14 protein-coding genes and 1 pseudogene are annotated in these 18,547 nt (G+C 59.0%); 12 read left to right on the top strand and 3 right to left on the bottom strand.

Features of this window, described 5'->3' with window-relative positions; translation table 11 throughout:
• The first annotated feature begins 139 nt into the window (after nt 1–139).
• Nucleotides 140–1,615 carry an ATP-binding protein gene (locus MHX65_RS06195; RefSeq protein WP_239269301.1) on the top strand — a complete coding sequence of 492 codons (1,476 nt, stop codon included), beginning with the start codon at nt 140–142 and terminating at the stop codon, nt 1,613–1,615.
• Nucleotides 1,616–1,690: 75 nt separating this feature from the next.
• Here MHX65_RS06195 and MHX65_RS06190 read toward each other — a convergent pair whose 3' ends face one another.
• Nucleotides 1,691–2,443: an aminotransferase class IV gene (locus tag MHX65_RS06190; RefSeq protein WP_239269300.1), complete on the bottom strand. Its 753-nt coding sequence runs from the start codon at nt 2,441–2,443 to the stop codon at nt 1,691–1,693.
• A complete protein-coding gene (locus MHX65_RS06185; RefSeq protein WP_239269299.1) occupies nt 2,440–4,287 on the bottom strand; it encodes a chorismate-binding protein in 1,848 nt (615 codons plus the stop codon). The genes MHX65_RS06190 and MHX65_RS06185 overlap by 4 nt, the downstream gene beginning before the upstream one ends.
• A gap of 166 nt (nt 4,288–4,453) precedes the next feature.
• Here MHX65_RS06185 and MHX65_RS06180 point away from each other — a divergent pair, with 166 nt between their 5' ends.
• The 7 genes and pseudogenes from MHX65_RS06180 to MHX65_RS06150 form a co-directional block, all read left to right on the top strand.
• On the top strand, nt 4,454–5,041 hold the full coding sequence (locus tag MHX65_RS06180) for a three-helix bundle dimerization domain-containing protein (RefSeq protein ID WP_239269298.1): 588 nt from the start codon (nt 4,454–4,456) through the stop codon (nt 5,039–5,041).
• Nucleotides 5,042–5,184: 143 nt separating this feature from the next.
• Nucleotides 5,185–7,137, top strand: coding sequence for a glycosyltransferase (locus MHX65_RS06175; protein WP_239269297.1), 1,953 nt, complete (start codon nt 5,185–5,187; stop codon nt 7,135–7,137).
• Nucleotides 7,127–7,642: a phosphatase PAP2 family protein gene (locus MHX65_RS06170; protein ID WP_239269296.1), complete on the top strand. Its 516-nt coding sequence runs from the start codon at nt 7,127–7,129 to the stop codon at nt 7,640–7,642. The genes MHX65_RS06175 and MHX65_RS06170 overlap by 11 nt, the downstream gene beginning before the upstream one ends.
• Nucleotides 7,635–8,615: a decaprenyl-phosphate phosphoribosyltransferase gene (locus MHX65_RS06165; RefSeq protein ID WP_023024308.1), complete on the top strand. Its 981-nt coding sequence runs from the start codon at nt 7,635–7,637 to the stop codon at nt 8,613–8,615. Before MHX65_RS06170 ends, MHX65_RS06165 begins: the two co-directional genes overlap by 8 nt.
• A gap of 62 nt (nt 8,616–8,677) precedes the next feature.
• Nucleotides 8,678–10,372 carry a hypothetical protein gene (locus MHX65_RS06160; protein ID WP_239269295.1) on the top strand — a complete coding sequence of 565 codons (1,695 nt, stop codon included), beginning with the start codon at nt 8,678–8,680 and terminating at the stop codon, nt 10,370–10,372.
• A gap of 139 nt (nt 10,373–10,511) precedes the next feature.
• Complete coding sequence (locus MHX65_RS06155) at nt 10,512–11,546, top strand: alpha/beta hydrolase (protein WP_239269294.1); 1,035 nt, start codon at nt 10,512–10,514, stop codon at nt 11,544–11,546.
• Between the two features lie 239 nt (nt 11,547–11,785).
• Nucleotides 11,786–12,031, top strand: a pseudogene (locus MHX65_RS06150) (transposase); the annotation flags it as partial.
• Between the two features lie 130 nt (nt 12,032–12,161).
• Here MHX65_RS06150 and MHX65_RS06145 read toward each other — a convergent pair.
• Nucleotides 12,162–12,986, bottom strand: coding sequence for a GDSL-type esterase/lipase family protein (locus MHX65_RS06145; protein WP_239269293.1), 825 nt, complete (start codon nt 12,984–12,986; stop codon nt 12,162–12,164).
• Nucleotides 12,987–13,293: 307 nt separating this feature from the next.
• On the opposite strand from MHX65_RS06145, the gene MHX65_RS06140 reads away from it, so the two are divergent.
• The 4 genes from MHX65_RS06140 to MHX65_RS06125 are packed head-to-tail and all read left to right on the top strand — an operon-like array spanning nt 13,294 to nt 18,520.
• A complete protein-coding gene (locus tag MHX65_RS06140) occupies nt 13,294–15,243 on the top strand; it encodes an alpha/beta hydrolase-fold protein (protein WP_239269292.1) in 1,950 nt (649 codons plus the stop codon).
• 2 nt (nt 15,244–15,245) lie between these two features.
• Nucleotides 15,246–15,761, top strand: coding sequence for a DUF732 domain-containing protein (locus tag MHX65_RS06135; protein WP_239269291.1), 516 nt, complete (start codon nt 15,246–15,248; stop codon nt 15,759–15,761).
• A 33-nt stretch (nt 15,762–15,794) separates the two neighbouring features.
• Nucleotides 15,795–16,715 (top strand): cutinase family protein, encoded by a 921-nt coding sequence (locus tag MHX65_RS06130; protein ID WP_239269290.1) that lies wholly within the window; start codon nt 15,795–15,797, stop codon nt 16,713–16,715.
• 59 nt (nt 16,716–16,774) lie between these two features.
• Nucleotides 16,775–18,520 carry a FadD32-like long-chain-fatty-acid--AMP ligase gene (locus tag MHX65_RS06125; protein WP_239269289.1) on the top strand — a complete coding sequence of 582 codons (1,746 nt, stop codon included), beginning with the start codon at nt 16,775–16,777 and terminating at the stop codon, nt 18,518–18,520.
• The last annotated feature ends 27 nt before the right edge of the window (nt 18,521–18,547 follow it).

Raw genomic sequence — 18,547 nt, 5'->3', positions numbered from 1 at the left:
GATCTGCCGGAGCCAAAGGGAAGCGCGGCGTGAACACCCAACACTCAACACAACACTCAACATGTGCAGTGTTGTGTTGAGTGTTTGTGTAGTGTTATGTGTAATGCTCGGCTGAAGGTGAGAGGCAAGCGGGGAAGCGATGGACCTAGAAGAAATTGAGCGGATTGTTCACAATCTGCGTGCCATAGGCAAAGACACCAGCATGGTCGAAGTAAAAGCAGCTGGCGGAGGCCTTCCCAAGAAGATAACGCGGTCGGTGTCTGCTTTTGCCAACGGAAAAGGCGGAACGATCATCTTTGGTCTCGATGAGGACTCAGGGTTTCTTCCCGTCGAAGGCTTCCAAGCCGAGCCCATAGCCAAAGCATTCGTGGAGGCCTGCGCGGAGAAATTGACCCCTGCTGTCCGTGCCGATGTGGAAATTGGTGCTGTCGATGGCGCGCCGGTAGTAGTTGCGGAAATTCCAGAGCTTGCACCCTTTGATAAACCATGCTGGGTTACTGCGCAATCTAAATACAACGGCAGCTACATTCGCGAGCACGATGAAGACCGGTTATTGAAGCCCTATGAAATCGATCGTCTCGAAGAAAATAAGATGCAGCCCTCGTGGGATCTGGAGGTCGTGGAGGCGGCTACTATTGCAGACCTCGATCGGGACATCGTCCAGCAAATCCTAGAGCGCGAACGCAGCCTGCGGCCAGGGATCTTTGGCAAGTTCTCTGATGAAAGGGCATTGAAAGCCCTGCATCTCACCGGCGTGGGAGATGATGGGGATGTTCATCCAACCTTGGCTGGCTTATTAGCAGCTGGCATTTATCCGCAAGAATTTTTCCCGCGGCTCAATGTAACTTTTACTGCTTATGTGGGAACGGATAAGACGTCGACCAAAGGCCAAAGATTTGTTGATAACGCGAGTTTTGTAGGCCCGATTCCGGAATTGGTGCCAGCGGTGGTTTTCGCGGTTGAGAAAAATATGCGGGTAGGTGGCGTCGTCGACGGGGCGTTCCGAGAAGACCTGCCGGATTATCCGCCAGTAGCAGTCAGGGAAGCAGTTGCTAATGCGCTCATGCACAGGGACTATTCTCCCCAGGCTAGAGGGACACAGGTTCAGGTTGATATGTACGCTGACCGCCTAGAAATCATTAATCCGGGTGGCCTTTTTGGGATGGTGAACGTCAATAACCTTGGGGATCCGGGCATGACAAGTGCGAGGAATCAGCACCTGTCTCAGCTATTGGAGGTAACGGCTATCTCCGGCGGGTCTGGGTACGTGGCGGAAAATCGTGGAACTGGCTACATTGAGATTCTTGACCAGCTGCAAAAGACACTTCTTCCTCCGCCGAAGCCGACGGATTCGTTGACCACGTTTAAGCTAACTTTTGAACGGCGTGAAATGACTTTGCCAGAGCGGAGTGCGTCTATACACGGCGGTTCTAGTGAACGGATTCTGGAGTATTTGGCTCAGCATCAGTCTGCGAATAGCCGTGAGTTGGCGGCGGCCGCCGGGATTTCTGTTGGTGGGGTGCGCAGAATCCTGAACCAATTGGTAGATAGTGGAAGGATCGAGCGTACGGAGCCTTTGCGCAGCCCTAAACAGAGGTATCGCTTGGTGAGGTAGGTGGGCGCCTGAACACCCAACACTCAACACGAACACTCAACACAACACTCAACATGTGCAGTGTTGTGTTGAGTGTTATGTGTAGTGTTCGCCTGCACCCGCGGGGCTAAAACCCTGCCACCACCAGTTTTGCCAGATTGCGGCCTCCGGGTGCGGCGGTGGAGTGATGGTGTCGTGTGGTGTGTGTATGGAGCTGACGGGGCTAATTCCATGCAGTGAGTTGATAAACCACAGGGGACATTCCGCAGCGAGTGCCGGGGTCAATGGGTGCTGCGCGGTGGAAAGTCCCAAGTCATTGCAGCGGTGCAGGACTTGGCGCAGGGTCACGCTGGGCAGGCGCACGCCGGTAGGAAGCAGGAGCGTGTCGCCGTCCCAGGCGATGAGCGCGCCGGTGGTGGTTTCTGCGATGGCACCGTGGGCATCGACAATCGCGGTGTCATCGGTGCCGCTTACCTGATACTGGCTGCGGTAAGCAGCCAGGGCGGGCAAGTCCGGGCCTTTAACTAGAGGCTGCACGCGGGGATCGGGGGCCTGTGTATAAGTAAGGCGCGTGTGGGCGCGCGGAGCCGGGGCAGGCCGGATATCGAGGTAAAGCTCGCCGGCCATGAGGGCGATGCGGGGGAAAAGCTCGCCATCTGAAAGGAGCTCCAGCATGGCGGGGACGAAGCTTACGGGCAAGGTCCCGGCGGCGGATTCGAAGCGCTCCAAGTGCAGGTGGAGACCGTGCGTGCGGCCTTGCGAATGCCGCCAAGAATCGGCCACGGTGCAGGGGTCAGCCGGTGGGGTGCAGGGGATGAAGGCGCCGTCGCGCCAGATATAGGAACTCATGACCACGCCCCGAGGACCGATTGGGCCTTGAGGTTTCTTTCGGCCAGCTCGGCTGCGGGATCGGAATCGAGGACGATGGCCCCGCCGGCGCCGACGGTGACCTCGGAACCCGCGCGCACCGCGGTGCGGATGACCACGCTGAAATCAGCCTCGCCGGAATACCCGAGGTAGCCCACGATGCCGGAATAGACGCCGCGGGGTCCTGCCTCGAGGGCATCGATAATCTCGCAGGTGCGCAGCTTCGGCGCGCCGGTCATAGAACCGGGCGGGAAGGCGGCGCGGATGGCGTCGAGCGCGGTGGCGCCGGGGCGCAATTGGCCGGTGATCGTGGAGACGAGCTGGTGCACGGTGGCGTAGCTTTCCACGTTCATCAACCCCGGAACGCGCACGGTGCCGGGTTCGCACACGCGGGATAAATCGTTGCGCAAAAGGTCCACGATCATGAGGTTCTCGGCGCGGGTTTTGGGGTCATCGCGAAGCAGCGCGGGGTCCTGGTGGGCTGGAATGGTGCCCTTGATGGGCTTGGCCTCGACGCGGTTATCGCGCACGCTAAGGAAGCGCTCGGGCGAGGCGCTGCAGATTTCCACGCCGTCGAAGACCAGATGCGCCGCGTACGGTGCCGGGTTGTGCCGGCGCAGCGCAGCATAAATATCGCCGGTGGCCTGCGCGGTATAGGTATCGGTCAGGCATACCTCGTAGCTTTCCCCAGCGTGCAAGAGCTCTTGGGCGCGCTGGATTCGGTCAAGGTAGTCGGTGGTGCGCCAGGCGCCCGCGCTTGCCGATGCCCCCTCGTTTCCCACCTGCCCGCCTTTCAGGGCTGCCTCCAACCGGTCGAGCAGGCCTTGTGCGCCTTCGCCGTCGAGGCAGCACAGGTATGCCACTTGCCGGTGGTGGTCGTAGATAAGGAAGGACTGCGGCCGGATGAAGTAGGCATCGGGATACGGCGAGCGGTGGCGCAGCTGGATGGGCAGGGTAAGCTGCGCGCATTCGTAGCCGAGGAAACCGACCACCCCGCCGGTAAACGGCAAATCCGGCGCGTCAAAGACCTGCGTGGATAGCTCGCGCTCGAGGGTGGTGAGGATATCGGGGGCATCGCCAAGCCGGTAGCGAAAGGATCTGCTAAGCGGACCGGTGGCATCGCCAAGAATGCTATAGCACCCGCGCGCGTCGGCGGAGTCGAGGAAGAAGGCATCGGTGCCGTCTGCCTGCAGCGCCGCGAAGACGCTGGGGCAGTCAATCGCGCCGGGGACCTCGCGGTGGAGGAGGCGAAAACCGCCGAGGAAATTGCGCAGCAGGGTCGCGCCATGTTGTGTCAGCACCGATTCGGGGTGGAATTGCACGCCCCAATGCGGCAGGCCATCGACCTTGAGGGCCTGGACGGTGCCGTCCTCGCTGCGGGCGTGCACGGTGATGCCGGGGGTGGGCTCAATGTGCAGGGAGTGGTAGCGCACCGCCTGAAAGTCCTGCGGGATGGTGGCGAAAAGTCCCTCGCCGGAGTGGCTGATGGTGGATACGAAGCCGTGGCGCGGTTCGGGCGCGCGGCGTATGCGGGCACCGGCGAGCATCGCCAGACCCTGATGGCCGAGGCAGACGCCAAGCAGGGGAATTCGCGCTGTGGCGGCCGCCTCGATAACGCGCCGGGACGTGCCAAAGTCGTTGTCTTCCTCCGGGGTGCCGGGGCCGGGGGAGATAACCACGTGGCTGAACTCGCCGGCGCGCACGCGCTCTGGGATGCCGGCGGCCTCGCCCGCGGGAACGACGAGTGGCTCGGTTCCAGAGACCTCTGCGATGAGGTGCGCGAGGTTAAACGTGTACGAGTCGTAATTATCAATGAGCAGGATCATCAAAGGCAGAGTCTATAGCCCAGTGCGCCCCACGCGTAACTTGCTCCACGGGAGGTCTAACTAATGGGTTATGACCAATCAATTGACGGATGTCACACCGCGCTGTAAGGTTAACTTCAAGTTAACAAAAAGCAAACGGGGAAAGAATCCAGGAAAGGGGATAACAATGAACCAGTTTGAAACCCTCCGGCATGACCTACATACCAAGTACGGTCACGGATATACCCGTGCTGACATCGATGCGAAGCTGGACGAGGTCATCGCCAAGCACACCGCCAAAGCCGAGCTCGTGGAATTCATCCCCGTGCTGGTAGAGCGCGAGGTGCGCGAGTTCTTCGGTGCCCACCGCATCCACGTTCGCTTCGCCGCGGGCAATAACCACGCCCTGGCCAAGGCCGCAGCGGACCTTACCAAGAAGCACGCGGGGGAGGCGCTCTACGTCGATACCGCCGCCGCGCACCCGGAAAATGACGGCAATGACCACCTGGCGCACGTCATGAGCGAGCGCGGCATGGGACAGGCTCCCAAGAAGTACCTCGAAGAGGTGCGGACCGTGGCCATGCCGGACTACATCGTGTACCTGGGCCGCGAGGTCGAGCGCGATGAGGCCGGCAAGGACATCAAGATCTGGGACATTGCCCCGGCTGAGACCGTTGAGCAGGCCCGCGAGCTTGCCGATGACCTAGAAGCCCGCGTCTACTACATGCTGAACAAGCTGGGCATCGACCCGGTAACCGAGCGCGTGAGCGCATAAGGGGAGGCACCATAAGCCCTGGGCCGAGGAGGAATTCCTCGGCCCTTCTTTTATTGTCCGCGTGTAAACCCGAGCAGTCGCGCGAAAGCAACTACGCTAGGTCGCTGACTACTGTTTAAACCGTTTGGAGAATCGAAGCAATCGTGACTGCCAACAACACCTCGGCTTATGAGCCCCTGCAGCGAATCTTGCTGCCCAAGCGCGGCGAACCCTTTGATGTACGCATGCTCTACCTCATCGAGGCGGAGCAAAACCGCGAGCGCTTGAGCTGGACAAACCGGACCGCCGTGACCATCCCGGCCGGCGAGGAAGCCTCCTTTGAAACCTACTTCAACGCCTTCCCGGCCTCCTACTGGCGCCGCTGGTCGCAATTGCGCTCGGTGGTTCTAAGCCTGGAGATCGAGGGTCAAGCCAACGTTTCTTTGTATCGGTCCAAGCAGGATGGCCAGCGCATTTCCGTGGCCAACCACCTCGTTGGCACGGGCCACCACGAGTTTGAGCTGCCGCTCAAAAACTTCGAGGACGGCGGCTGGCTGTGGTTCGATATCACCGCGGAAAAGGAAACCACCTTGGCGGATGCTGCCTGGTGCTCCCCGCAGGCCCCAGCGGCGCAAACGCTTCCCGATGGCACCGAGATCGCCCCTTCCGAAAAGCGCGTCGCCGTCGGTATTCCCACCTTCAACCGCCCCACCGATGCCGTCGCCGCCCTGCAAGCCCTGGCAGAAGATCCCGTGGTGGATGAGATCATTGACTTCGTCCTCATGCCGGACCAAGGCAACCAGCACCCGGCCGATGAGCCCGGATACGACGAGGCGGTAGCGCACTTTGGCGATCGCTTCCGCGAATTCCGTCAGGGCAACCTCGGCGGTTCCGGTGGCTATTCCCGCATCATGTACGAGGCGCTGGAGAATACGGATTCGCCCTTCATCTTGTATATGGACGATGACATTGCCATCGAGCCGGACTCCGTGCTGCGCGCGGTGCAGGCAGCACGCTATGCGGAAAAGCCGATCATCGTCGGCGGGCAGATGCTCAACCTGCAGGAGCGCTCCCAGCTGCGCACCACCGGTGAGCAGGTCAACCGCTCCGATTTCATGTGGGGCGCCGCGCCGCATGCCGTGTATGACCACGACTTTGCCAAGTACCCGCTGCGCGCCATTGGCACGCCAGAAACCCATGTGGATCCAAAGAAGTACGATTCTCGCGCGCTGCACCGCCGCGTGGACGTGGAATATAACGGCTGGTGGATGTGTCTCTTCCCGCGCGTGGTGGCAGAGACCAACGGCCAGCCACTGCCGCTGTTTATCAAGTGGGACGATACCGAGTACTCCCTGCGCGCTGCCCGCAATGGCTTCCCCACGGTGACCTGGCCGGGCGCGGCCATCTGGCACATGGCCTGGGCGGATAAGGACGATGCCATTGACTGGCAGGCCTATTTCCACCTGCGCAACCGCTTGATCGTGGCCTCGCTGTACCACGATGGCGCAGTATCTGGCATTACCAAGTCCATCTTTAAGTCCACGCTCAAGCACACCATGTGCATGGAATACTCCACCATGGCCATCCAAATTGAGGCCATGAAGGACTTCCTGGCGGGACCGGACCACCTCTTCGATATCTTGGATACCTCGCTGCCACGCATCGCGGAGATCCGCAAGAACTACTCGGATGCGGTCATCATCGAATCCGCAGACCAGCTGCCGGCGCCGACCGGCGCGCCGGGCGTTCCCACCCGCAATGTGGGCGGGCGCTTGGCCAAGGTCAAGAAGCTGCCGTGGGCAGTAAAGGGGCTTAAGCACCTGCTGAGCAAGGAGGATCCCGCGCATCAAGCGGCGCCGCAGCTGAACCTCACCCCGGAAGAGGCGCGCTGGTTTACCCTTTCCCGCGTTGACTCCGCCACCGTTTCCACGGCCGGCGGCACGGGCGTGGCCTTCCGCAAGCGCGACCGCGATTTGGCCAAGGAGCTTATCGTTGAAACCCGCAGCCTGCTGAAAGAAATTGAAGAGAACTTCGATGATCTGCGGGCACAATACCGCGCCGCGTTGCCAGAACTGACCGCGCGGTCTTCCTGGAAGAAGGTTTTTGATGCCCAATAAGCTTTCCATCGCAGAATCCCACGTCTTGGAGTCCATCCAGGACGCCGCCTTTGACGTGCCGGGAGTGCTGCCCGCCGCCCGCGGTTTAAGTCACTTGGGCGAGCACGCCCTGGGCTGGATGGGTGGCGCGGCACTTGGGGCCAGTTTGGACAAGCAGCGCCGGGAGGAGTGGATTCGGATCGGTGCCGCGGCGTTTACCGCGCACGCGGCAAGCGTGGTGCTCAAGCGCATCGTGCGGCGCAAGCGGCCCGATTATTCCTACGTGCGCGTTGGGGTCAAAACCCCCTCGCGCCTATCCTTCCCGTCCTCGCATGCTACCTCCACCACGGCCTTTTTGGTGGGCCTGTCCCGCCTGACGGGGTCCAAGGCACCGCTTGTGGGAGTGCCGGTGATGATGGCATCGCGTATGGTGCTCGGGGTGCACTATCCAACCGATACCGTTGCGGGCGCAGCCATTGGCGCTGCTACCGCGCGGGCAATGACGAAGGGAAAGACGCATGAGTGAGGACGGCAACCAGCACTTTCTCCATTCGGAGCCGCATACGTCTGGCGTCGATACCGGCCGTAAGCGCAAGCCGCCGAAGAATTTGGCCGATGGCATGGTCAAGGCCCTGCGCCCGAAGCAATGGGTAAAAAACATTCTCGTGCTGGCCGCGCCCGCTGCGGCCGGTGCGGACTCGCTCTTTCACGGGCGCGTGCTTGTCGATGTCCTCCTAGCCTTCATCGTCTTCTGCCTCGGCGCTTCTTCCATCTACCTGATTAATGACGCCAAGGATTGGCGCGAGGACCAGGAGCACCCGACCAAGCGCTTCCGCCCGATCGCCTCGGGCGTGCTGCCCATCAAGGTGGCCTATGTCATGGCCGTGGTGCTCGTAGGCCTGTCCATCGGGCTGTCTTTCTTGGCCACCGCGGGACTAGAGCTAGCCATCGTCATGGCGGTTTATATCGCCCTGCAGCTGGGCTATTGCTTTGGCTGGAAGCACATTCCGGTCATCGATATTGCGCTGGTGTCCTCCGGATTCATGCTGCGCACCATGGCCGGCGGCGTGGCGGCCGATATTGAGCTTTCGCAGTGGTTCTTGCTGGTTGCTGCCTTTGGCTCGCTGTTTATGGCCTCCGGTAAGCGCTATGCCGAAATCCTGCTGGTGGAAAAGACCGGCGCGAAGATCCGCAAATCCTTGCAGGGCTATACGCCGACCTACCTGCGCTTTGTCTGGACGCTAGCGGCCACCGCCGTGGTGGTCTTCTATTCTCTGTGGGGCTTTGAGCTGGCTAATGCCGCAACCTCTGGTGGCGTCTGGTACCAGATTTCCATGGTGCCGTTTACCATCGCCATCCTGCGCTATGCCGCCGATGTGGACCGCGGCCAGGGCGGGGCGCCGGAAGAAATCGCGTTGGGGGACCGCACCCTGCAGATCCTCGCCATCGCTTGGCTGGCCTGCATCGCCATGGCCGTCTACATCATGCCATTGGTCTAAGCAGCGGTGGCATAGACGTGTTGAACTAGAAGATCTTGAGGGAACTGATATACTCACCCGACGTGGTTAACACCGGTAACAAGAGAATCGTACGTTGGAGCGTACCCGCCTCGGTTCTTATTATCGGTGTTTTTTCTTTGTGGGGTGGCTTTGCCCGCCGCTGGATCGCCGGTGATGGACTCATCGTCCTGCGCACCGTCCGCAACTTAGAGGCCGGCAACGGGCCTGTGTTCAATGTGGGCGAGCGCGTCGAGGCCAATACCTCCACGGTCTGGCAATACCTCATCTTTGTGGCGCGGTGGGTAAGCGGTGCTGAGCTCGAAACGATCGCCATCTACCTCGGGCTTATCCTGGCGGTTGCGGCGATGGTGGTGGGCACGTGGGCATCGGCAAGCATGCACAAGGGAATTGTTCTTCCCGCTGGTGCCTTGGTGTATCTGGCCCTGCCACCGGCACGGGACTTTTTTACCTCCGGCTTGGAATGGAGCCTGTGTCTTTTCTACTTGGCCGTCTTGTGGTGGATGCTGATTTCATGGGCGCGACCGCGACAAGAATTGCCGCCCGAGCCTCTCGTGTATGGGTTGGCATTCTGGGCGGGGCTGTCCTGGCTCATTCGCCCTGAGCTCGCCCTGTATGGCGGCTTGGTTGGCGTTGTACTCATAGTGAGCACGCGTTCGTGGAAGGTTATCGCTGCCGCCTTGCCCCTGCCCCTGGGGTATCAAGTCTTCCGCATGGGCTACTACGGCCTGCTTACGCCTCATACCGCCGTTGCGAAATCCGCGGCCGGTTCCGCGTGGGGCAAAGGGTTTGCGTATCTGGGTGACTTTATGGCGCCCTACGCGCTGTACCTCCCACTCATCGTGCTGGCAGTGGCGGCGCTATGGAACGCCAATTTTCGCCCGCCGGCGCTGCGCTCGCTGCAGACTGTGGTTTATATCTTCCTGGGCGCTGCGCTTTTGCATGCCCTGTATGTTGTGCACGTGGGCGGCGATTTTATGCATGGACGCATGTTGCTGCTTCCGCTTTTTGCTGCGCTCCTGCCCATCTTCGTAGTTAATCTACGAACCTGGTGGGCTGCCGTATTCTCTGCGGTGTGGGCTCTCGTTATTGTCGTGCATGGCCACCCGGTAGACCGCGCTGCGTACGCGGGGAAGCTTACTGTTGTGGATGAGCGGGACTATTGGACCGATATCACCAACCGGCAGGAACCACCTCGCCGGGCCGAGGATTTCCTGGGTATGGATGTGATGAATGACTACGAAAAAGCGGTGCAGGACTTGGCAGCCGGCGATGCCATGACCTTCCGCTATAGCAAGGAAGGGGGCCAACCATCGTGGACGACGGTGCCCGCGGATCCGGAACGCTCCGATCCTCCCACTGTGTATTTTGTTAACCTCGGTCTTACTTCTATGAATGCCCCGCTTGAGGTGCGCGTGCTCGATGAAATTGGGCTCAGTAATCCCCTAGCAGCGCGCCAGCCCCGCATCGAGGGCGGGCGCATTGGCCATGATAAGAGCCTTGGTGTGGCGTGGCAGATTGCCGATTCTGCAGTGGATATTGACTCCCTATTGCTGGGGCAGGATAAAGATTCCGCGTGGCAAGCACGCACTGCGCTTAATGATGCCAATTTCCAGAAACTCTTTGCCACCTATAGGCAACCGCTAACCTGGGGCCGATTCTTAGAAAATATTAAATTTTCCCTGACAGAGGGAAGAACCCTAACCTTTTCCTCCGATCCGGGGGATTACCTGCAATGATGGTTGATAATGAGGCAAAAAGCCTGTGAGTGAACTACACTGCCTTTCAGTGAGGTTTTCGCTGAGGGGTGTTAACGATTCACAGGTTCCCAGCGATAAAGCCAAAGAACAATAATTGAGTACTTTGTGGAGGAGAAAGATGACTGCATCTTTGAGGGGACGCGTCCTATCGGTCATCATGGCGGTGGCCGTAGCGCTTGGCCTCGCCGTAGTGGCAGGCGGCACGCAGCAGGCACACGCGGGAAACCGCGATTGGCTGCGTCCGGATAATACTGGCACCTGTGAATGGGACCCAGTTGGATTTTGGGTTCAGCGCTGTGATGTCTGGTCCCTGTCCATGAACCGTAATATCCCGGTACAGATCCAGCCCGCAAAGAATGGCGGCAACGCTGGTTTCTACCTATTGGATGGCATGCGCGCTACCTACGCAACCAGCGGCTGGGTTAGCCCGCATAGCGAGGTTAATGCCGCAAAGACCTACTCGGACAGCAACCTCACCCTCGTGATGCCGGCAGGTGGCGAGTCTTCTTTCTATGCCGACTGGCAGGCACCGGGCAAGTATGATCCGAACGATCCGGTTAACTACAAGTGGGAGACCTTCCTTACCCAGGAGCTTCCTGCCTACCTCGAGCAGAACTTTGGCGTGGCCCGCAACAACAATGCGATCGCTGGCCTCTCCATGGGTGCCGGTTCCGCCATGACTTTGGCTGCTAAGCACACTGACCAGTTCAAGCAGGTACTGTCCTACTCTGGTTACTTGACTATGACGGTTCCAGGTGCCCAGACTGTCCTTCGTTTGGCCATGCTGGATGTAGGCGGGTTCAATGTCAACGCCATGTACGGTTCCCTATTTAACCCAAGGCGTTTCCAGAATGACCCGCTCATGCTGATTCCGCAGCTGCGCGATGGTGGTACCGATGTTTATATTTCAGCCGCATCCGGTATGCCGGGTCAATTGGATAAGGAAACCCTCCCACCGAAGTTCCAAGCACCGGGTGTCGCACTGGAGGTTGGTTCTCAGCTGACCACCCGCGCTTGGGAAGGCGCCGCTCGACTGCAGGGTCTGAACCCAACGGTGAGCTACCCGGCCGAGGGCTTGCATAACTGGTACCAATGGGACTACCAGCTCAATGCTTCCAAGCCACGCGTTCTCAACGCTTTGAATGCCTGGTAAGGCTCACTAACGGACTATCCCCGCGCCGTTTGAACTGCTCCCCAGTAGTTGGACTGAGAAATCAGCTACCAACTAGTGGGGAGCATTTTTCTTTGGGACTATGAAGTTCGCTAAGTGAAACGCAGCGCGAGCAAAGGGTGGAGCGTTTCGAACAGGGCAGGGGCACCAAGCCGGAGGGGCTTACTGAAGGAGACAAACAGCGTCGCAAAAACGAACTGTTGCCGGCCGAAAATGCCTAGCTGAAAAATACAGATGAAGGCTTCCAATACCAGCATTCAACCTGGCGGACATTGATCCACGACAACGGCGGCGTTCAGTCGATGTCGCGTACAGCCAACTGCTACGACAACGCAGTAATAGAGAACGCTTTCGGTCACCTGAAAAGCGAGATATACCACGGAGAAGACTTCAACACCGTCGAGGAGTTCACCCAGGCGATCGAAGATTACATCCAGTGGTACAACACCGAACGCACCCAACAATGACTTAAGGGCCTGACCCCGATGTAATATCGGAATCAGGCCCTTGCGCCCCTAGCCACCTAGAAGCGAATCAGTCCAACTCTTGGGGACTAGTTCATGGCGCTTTCGGTGGTGTTGCGGGTTCGTGCTTTGGTTAGTGGTTTTGGAGTTCTCGGGTGATGATTTGGGTCATTCCGTCGTGTCCTACGTCTGTTGGGTGTAGTGGCATGACGGATGGGGCGGTTGGGGTCTGCACGAGTGTGGCCCATCGTTGGTTGGTGTCTGGTTGGCAGGGGTCGTGGGTCTTTGCTTGGTCGTGGAGGTTGATGAAGTTGACTCCGAGGTCGTGTGCTGCGCGTCCGATTTCGCGGTTGAATTCGTCTTCTGCGGTTGTTGCGCCCGGGATAGTTACTGGGAGCTGCAGCTGGTCGTGGTTGACTACGCACAGGGTGTCGTTGACGGTCATTGGGACGTAGTTGACCATGGTGATGCGGGCGTTGGGTGCGGCTTTGCGGATTTTGTTGAATTGGAAGTCTAGTAGTCCGCGGTAGGTGGAGGCTTTGGGAACGTCGGGGAGGGTGGCGTTGGCTAGGGCGTCGAAGTAGGTGCCTTGTTGGAGGCCGCCGTACATGAATACTACTTCTTTGGTGTCGTGGCCGATGTTGCCTTGTTTGATGGCGTCGTCGACGTGTTGGTTGACCCAGACGCTGGTTCCGTTGCAGGAGTAGTCGGCGAGGTTGTGGTCGAGGTTGTTGGCGGTTTGGTGCGCCCAGTTGTGCTTGTCGTTGAAGCAGGGGTGGAAGGGGCGCTTGTATGGGGAGGTTGCTCCTCGGTCTCCTGGTGCGCCGCCGTTGGCGGTGAAGGAATCGCCGAAGGTGACCATTTCCTTGCCTTGGTCCGCATTTGCAGTCTGGGCCATGGTGAGGCTTGTGGTGAGGGCGATGAGTCCGGCGGTGATTTTGGTCTTTATGTTTTTCATATCTTTCGCCTTGGGTAGGGGATGTTTACAGGGTGCACCTTTGTGCATGCTGTGGTTATCTTAGTGGTTTCTTGGTGAGAGTCCAGTCTGTAGTTAAGCTGGGAGATTGCTTATTGGGTGATTCCGGGGGACAGCCTCTGCATCGAGATAAATGGTGATATAACTTTGCACGGCGTGTCAGCCTTTCCAAAGCTTCAAGTTCAACTTAAACTTAAGCGCACAATAGACAGCTCACGCCGCAGGTAGCAGTCCGGAGGAGGGGAACCTTCGGAATGCGGCCGCGGTAAATCTTCAAGGACGTTTACCTATGCGCAAAAACACTTCCCCGGGCAAGGTCCGTAAGGGGCTCGCGGTAGCAGCCATGCCGACCGCCATTGCCGTTGGACTTGCCCTGCTGCCCAACGCCACCGCCCAAAGCTCTCTTGGTGACATGAGCTCCGCTCAGCCAGGCAACGGCAGCAGCCTGTCTGATCACTTTGCGCCTAAGGATCCGCCGGCCCGTACCCCAGTGGAGACCGAATACCCACAGGTGGAGGGGCTGCCGGATGGCGTAAAGATCAACCGTGTGGAGTACCTGTCCAACCGTCACCTGATGGTTTATATCCAGTCCGCAGCCATGCCGGATCACGAGCAGAAGGTGCAGATCCAGCTCGCGCGCGACTGGTATTCGCAGCCGGAGAAGAAGTTCCCAGAGGTATGGGCACTTGATGGCCTGCGCGCCCGCGATGACGAGTCCGGCTGGACCATTGAGACCAATATCCTCAACCAGTATGCGGATCGCAACGTCAACCTCATCATGCCGGTGGGTGGCGAATCTTCCTTCTACTCCGATTGGCAGCAGCCGGATGCAGGGAAGAACTACAAGTGGGAGACTTTCCTTACCAAGGAATTGGTCCCAATTTTGGATCATGAATACCGCTCCAACCAGAAGCGCGCGGTGACTGGGCTGTCCATGGGCGGTACCGCAGCGGTCAACTTGGCGGAGCGTAACCCGCACTTGTTTGATTTCGTGGGTTCGTTCTCCGGCTACCTCGATATGACTACCCGTGGCATGCCACAGGCCATCATGGCTGCGCAGCGCGATGCTGGCGGCTACGATTCCCGCAAGATGTGGGGCGAGCCGGGCTCGCAGGATTGGATCGACCACGATCCGAAGCTGGGCATCGAAAACCTCAAGGACATGCAGGTCTATGTCTCTGCTGGTAACGGCAAGGACGACTTTGGCCAGGAAGACTCGGTGGCCAAGGGACAGGCAAGTCTGGCCGGCATGGGGCTGGAAGTTATCTCTCGGATGTCCACCCAGACCTTCGTGGATTACGCGAAGCGCGCCAATGTGGAACCAGTAGTGGAATTCCGGCCCTCCGGCGTGCACAGCTGGGAATACTGGCAATTTGAGATGCAAAATGCATGGCCGCACATTGCTGATGCCCTCGACCTTGACAAGGCTGACCGCGGTGCGGATTGTAATACCGAAGGCGATATCGCCAAGGCCACCAAAGAAGGCATACTCGGTTCCTGCCTGAATAACGAATATGATGTTGCCGGTAAGGGCAAGGCACAAGACTTCGAAACCGGTACGGCGTACTGGTCCCCGGAGAATGGTGCGCACGCCCTGTACGGCCGCATCGGCGCCCGCTATGCGGAAATCGGTGGCCCCACCTCCTGGTTGGGCTTCCCTAAGTCCGGTGAAACTAAGACGATGGATGGCAAGGGACGCCTCGTGCGTTTTGAACACGGTTCCATTTACTGGAGCCCAGAGACCGGCGCCTGGGAAATTACCGGTGACATGTACAAGAAGTGGGGCGAGAAGGGCTACGAAGGCGGCGATCTGAAGTTCCCGACCGGCCCGGTAAAGAAGGTGGGCGATGGCCTTGTCCAGGAATTCCAAGGTGGCATTCTGACCCGCAACCCGGACGGCAAGAACCAGGTCTCCTTTGGTGCCATTGGCAAAAAGTACAAGGACATGGGTGGCGCTGACTCCCCACTGGGCTTCCCCACGGACGGTGAGAAGAAGGTAGAGGGCGGCTTCTTCCAGGAGTTTGAACATGGCTCCATCTACTGGTCCCCAGAATCCGGCGCGCACTACATTTTGAAGGGCGCCATTATGGATGAATGGGGTAAGAAGGGCTGGGAGCAAGGCGAGTTTGGCTGGCCCACTTCTGATTACTCCGAAATCGCCGCTGGTGGATTGAAGCAGGAGTTCCAGCACGGGACGATCAGTGAAGTCATGGGCCGCGTACAGACTGAAAAGAAGTAAGCATGCGTAAATTAGCCCTCGTAGGAGCGGTCTTATGCCTCGGATTGGCAGGGTGTGACTCTGCCACCGTGGATAGTGACTCCGGCAATGACACCTCGGTGGCGCCGCTGTCGCGCGAAAAAACCTCCGAAGAATCGACCACGAGTAGTAGCGAGTCCGCATCCAGCAGCGCTTCCTCCTCGCAGGAGCCATCCGAATCCAAGGAATCCGCGGAGCCGACGAATGGGTCTCGTTCAGCGAACTCCCCAGAGGATCGCGGTGCGCGCGAGATTTCAGAGATCCCCTCCGCGCAGCTGCCCAAGGAAGAGGCTGCGTACTTGGATTCGTTGAAGGATGCCGGCGTGAATGTCGATGGGGTAGAAGATCAGCTCCTCGGCGCCGGTCAAGGGGCCTGCGGTGACAATGGCATCACTATTCCTGCGGTAGCTGGGCAACTGATTGAACAGCAACGCTCTGACATGGATTATGAGGAGCTCACCAAGCTTCTCCAGGACAACGCACGTTCAGCTCTTTGCTAGCTTTCTTTGAGGTTTTCCGGGTACAACTAGTTCATGCGAAAAATCATAACCGTCGTTGCCGTCCTCGCTCTCCTCGTCGTTATCGGCGCGGGGGCTGCGCATTACCTCACGAGCTCGGACTCGGCGGGGCCTAGCTCCCCCGAGGGGCCAGAATCCGGGCAGCCACCGGAGGAATCCCAGCCGGATTGGTGCCCGAGTGCGGAGTTCATCTCCGCGCCAGGTACCTGGGAATCGGCTGCCGACGATGATCCCCTCAACCCTTCTGCTAATCCGCGCTCGTTCATGCTGTCTATTACGCAGCCGTTGCAGGAGGCTTACGGGGATGATGTAAAGGTGTGGACCCTTCCTTATACTGCGCAATTTAAAAATATCAATGCGCAGGAGGAAATGAGCTACGACGATTCCCGTGATGAGGGCACCGCGAAGATGAATGAAGAGCTGCGCGGCATGCATGATAGCTGCCCACAGACTAAGTTCATTTTGAGTGGTTTTTCCCAAGGTGCGGTGATCGCCGGCGATGTGGCCGATGACATTGGCGGTGGCGAAGGTGTAATCCCCGCAGAAAATATCGCGGGCGTGGCGCTGATTGCAGATGGCCGGCGTGAAAACGGCGTGGGCCAAAATCCGGGCCACGAGCTCGGCGGAATTGGTGCCGAGATTGCCTTGGAGCCCGTCTCCGGCCTCGTTCAGCCCATCGTGCCTGGGGCTACCATGCGCGGCGCGCGCCCGCACGGCTTCGGAGAGCTCGCGGATAGAACCTTCCAGATCTGTGCCCCCAATGACACCGTGTGTGATGCGCCCACCGGCGTGGGCAATGGTTTGGAACGCGCCAAGGATTTGATCGGGGCCAATGGGGTGCACGCGCAATACGCCAGCAACGACGGCGTGATTGATGGGACTACTGCGAACCAGTGGGTTGTGGACTGGGCACACGGCGTCATTGACGCCGTGTAATGTGAGGCGCTATAACATCGATATTTTTTAAGACAAAACCATTTACCAAAGGAGAATCGATGGATATACAGCAACTCATGGGGAAGTTCTTTGACACCGAGGGCAATATAGCCCTCCCGGCAGAGCTCACCTTGGCGGGCTTGGCCGAGAACCTCTACCAGGCAGAGACGGATACCTCGCAGGTTGTAATCCGCCAGTGGCTATACGGTGAGGAAGACACCGCCCGTGAGCTCAGCCGCCAGGAGGTCAATACCCGGATCAAAGTGGTGGCAGCGCGCCTACAACAGGTTGCAGAACCGGGAACCCGCGTGGCCATTCTGGCAGGCAACTCTCCCGAATACCTCTTTGGTTTCTTAGGTGCGATGTATGCGGGAATGACCCCGATTCCGCTCTATGATCCGAATGAGCCGGGGCACGCGGATCACCTCAAGGCGGTCTTTGCTGACTGCGAGCCCCCTATCGTGTTGACCAATCGCGTATCGGCCGCGGCGGTGCGCAGCTACTTCTCCACCGAGCGGGAGCGCCCGCGCGTCATCTCCATCAATGCGCTGCCTGATTCCTTGGCGGCGTCGTGGAAGCCGGTCGCTGGCGCGGGCGTGGAGTCCACCGCCTTCCTGCAGTACACCTCTGGTTCAACGCGCACCCCTGCTGGTGTAGAACTGAGCAATCGCGCGATTTTGGTGAATGTGCTGCAGATCTTCCGGGCGGTGAACCTGCAGTTCCCACCGCGCGTGGTCTCGTGGCTGCCGATGCACCACGATATGGGCATCATCTTGGCGCTATTCACCACTATTTTGGGCATCGAATTGGACATGATGACCCCGCGCGATTTCATCCAACACCCCAACCGGTGGGTTGAGCGCATCAGCTGCCAGCCGGGTAAAGAGAAGAATACCTATACCGCCGTGCCCAATTTCGCCTTGGAATTGGCCGCGCGCTACGGCAAGGACGCGGATTTCTCCAACGTTGATGGCATCCTCATTGGTTCTGAGCCGGTGACGGAACCAGCGGTACAGAAGTTCTTAGACACTTTTAGCGTTGACCGCTCGGTGCTGCGTCCGTCCTACGGTTTGGCGGAGGCAACCCTCATCGTCGCTACCGCACAGGATGAAAAGCGCCCCGTCATTTCCCATTTCAACCGCGAAAAGTTGGCGGACGGGCACGCTGTTATTGAAGAAAAGTCCGCTGCAACGGTTGCTTTTGCCTCGAATGGCCAGGGCGTCTCGTTCCAGCACCTGGCCATCGTGGATCCTGAAACTAAGGCCGAGGTCCCAGAGGGCACCATCGGTGAAATCTGGGTGCATGGACAAAATATGGCAACGGGCTACCTCAACCGCCCGGAAGAAACCGCGGCTACCTTCCGCAATACTCTGGACGAGCGCATCCAGGATGGCCTGCCGGAGGATGATTGGTGGATGGCCACCGGTGATCTCGCCACCATCATCGAAGGCGAACTGTATATCACCGGGCGGCTTAAGGATCTCATCGTCATCGCCGGGCGCAATCACTACCCGCAAGATATTGAAGGCACCGTGCAGGACGCATCGGCGCACGTGCGCCCAGATTCCGTCGCCGCCTTTGCCGTAGAGGGCGAAAACTCAGAGTCCTTGGTTCTCTTGGTGGAGCGCGCCGATGATGCGGATCCGTCCGGCGACGCTGCCGCCGGCGAGGCGATTCGCACGGCCGTGACGAAGAATCACGGCATTACCCCGAGCGATATCGTGTGGAAGGCGCCAGGAGAAATTAAGCGCACCTCCTCGCATAAGATTGCCCGCCGCGTGGCAAAGAAGGACTACCAAGCCTAAAGCTGGATTCGGACGTTGAGTTAACAA

Origin of the sequence: Corynebacterium sp. ACRPS (assembly GCF_022346005.1) — a bacterium.
In the GTDB taxonomy this organism is placed as follows: domain Bacteria; phylum Actinomycetota; class Actinomycetes; order Mycobacteriales; family Mycobacteriaceae; genus Corynebacterium.
Note: the sequence above shows the minus strand (reverse complement) of the source record. Positions and strands in the feature narration are given on the sequence as shown.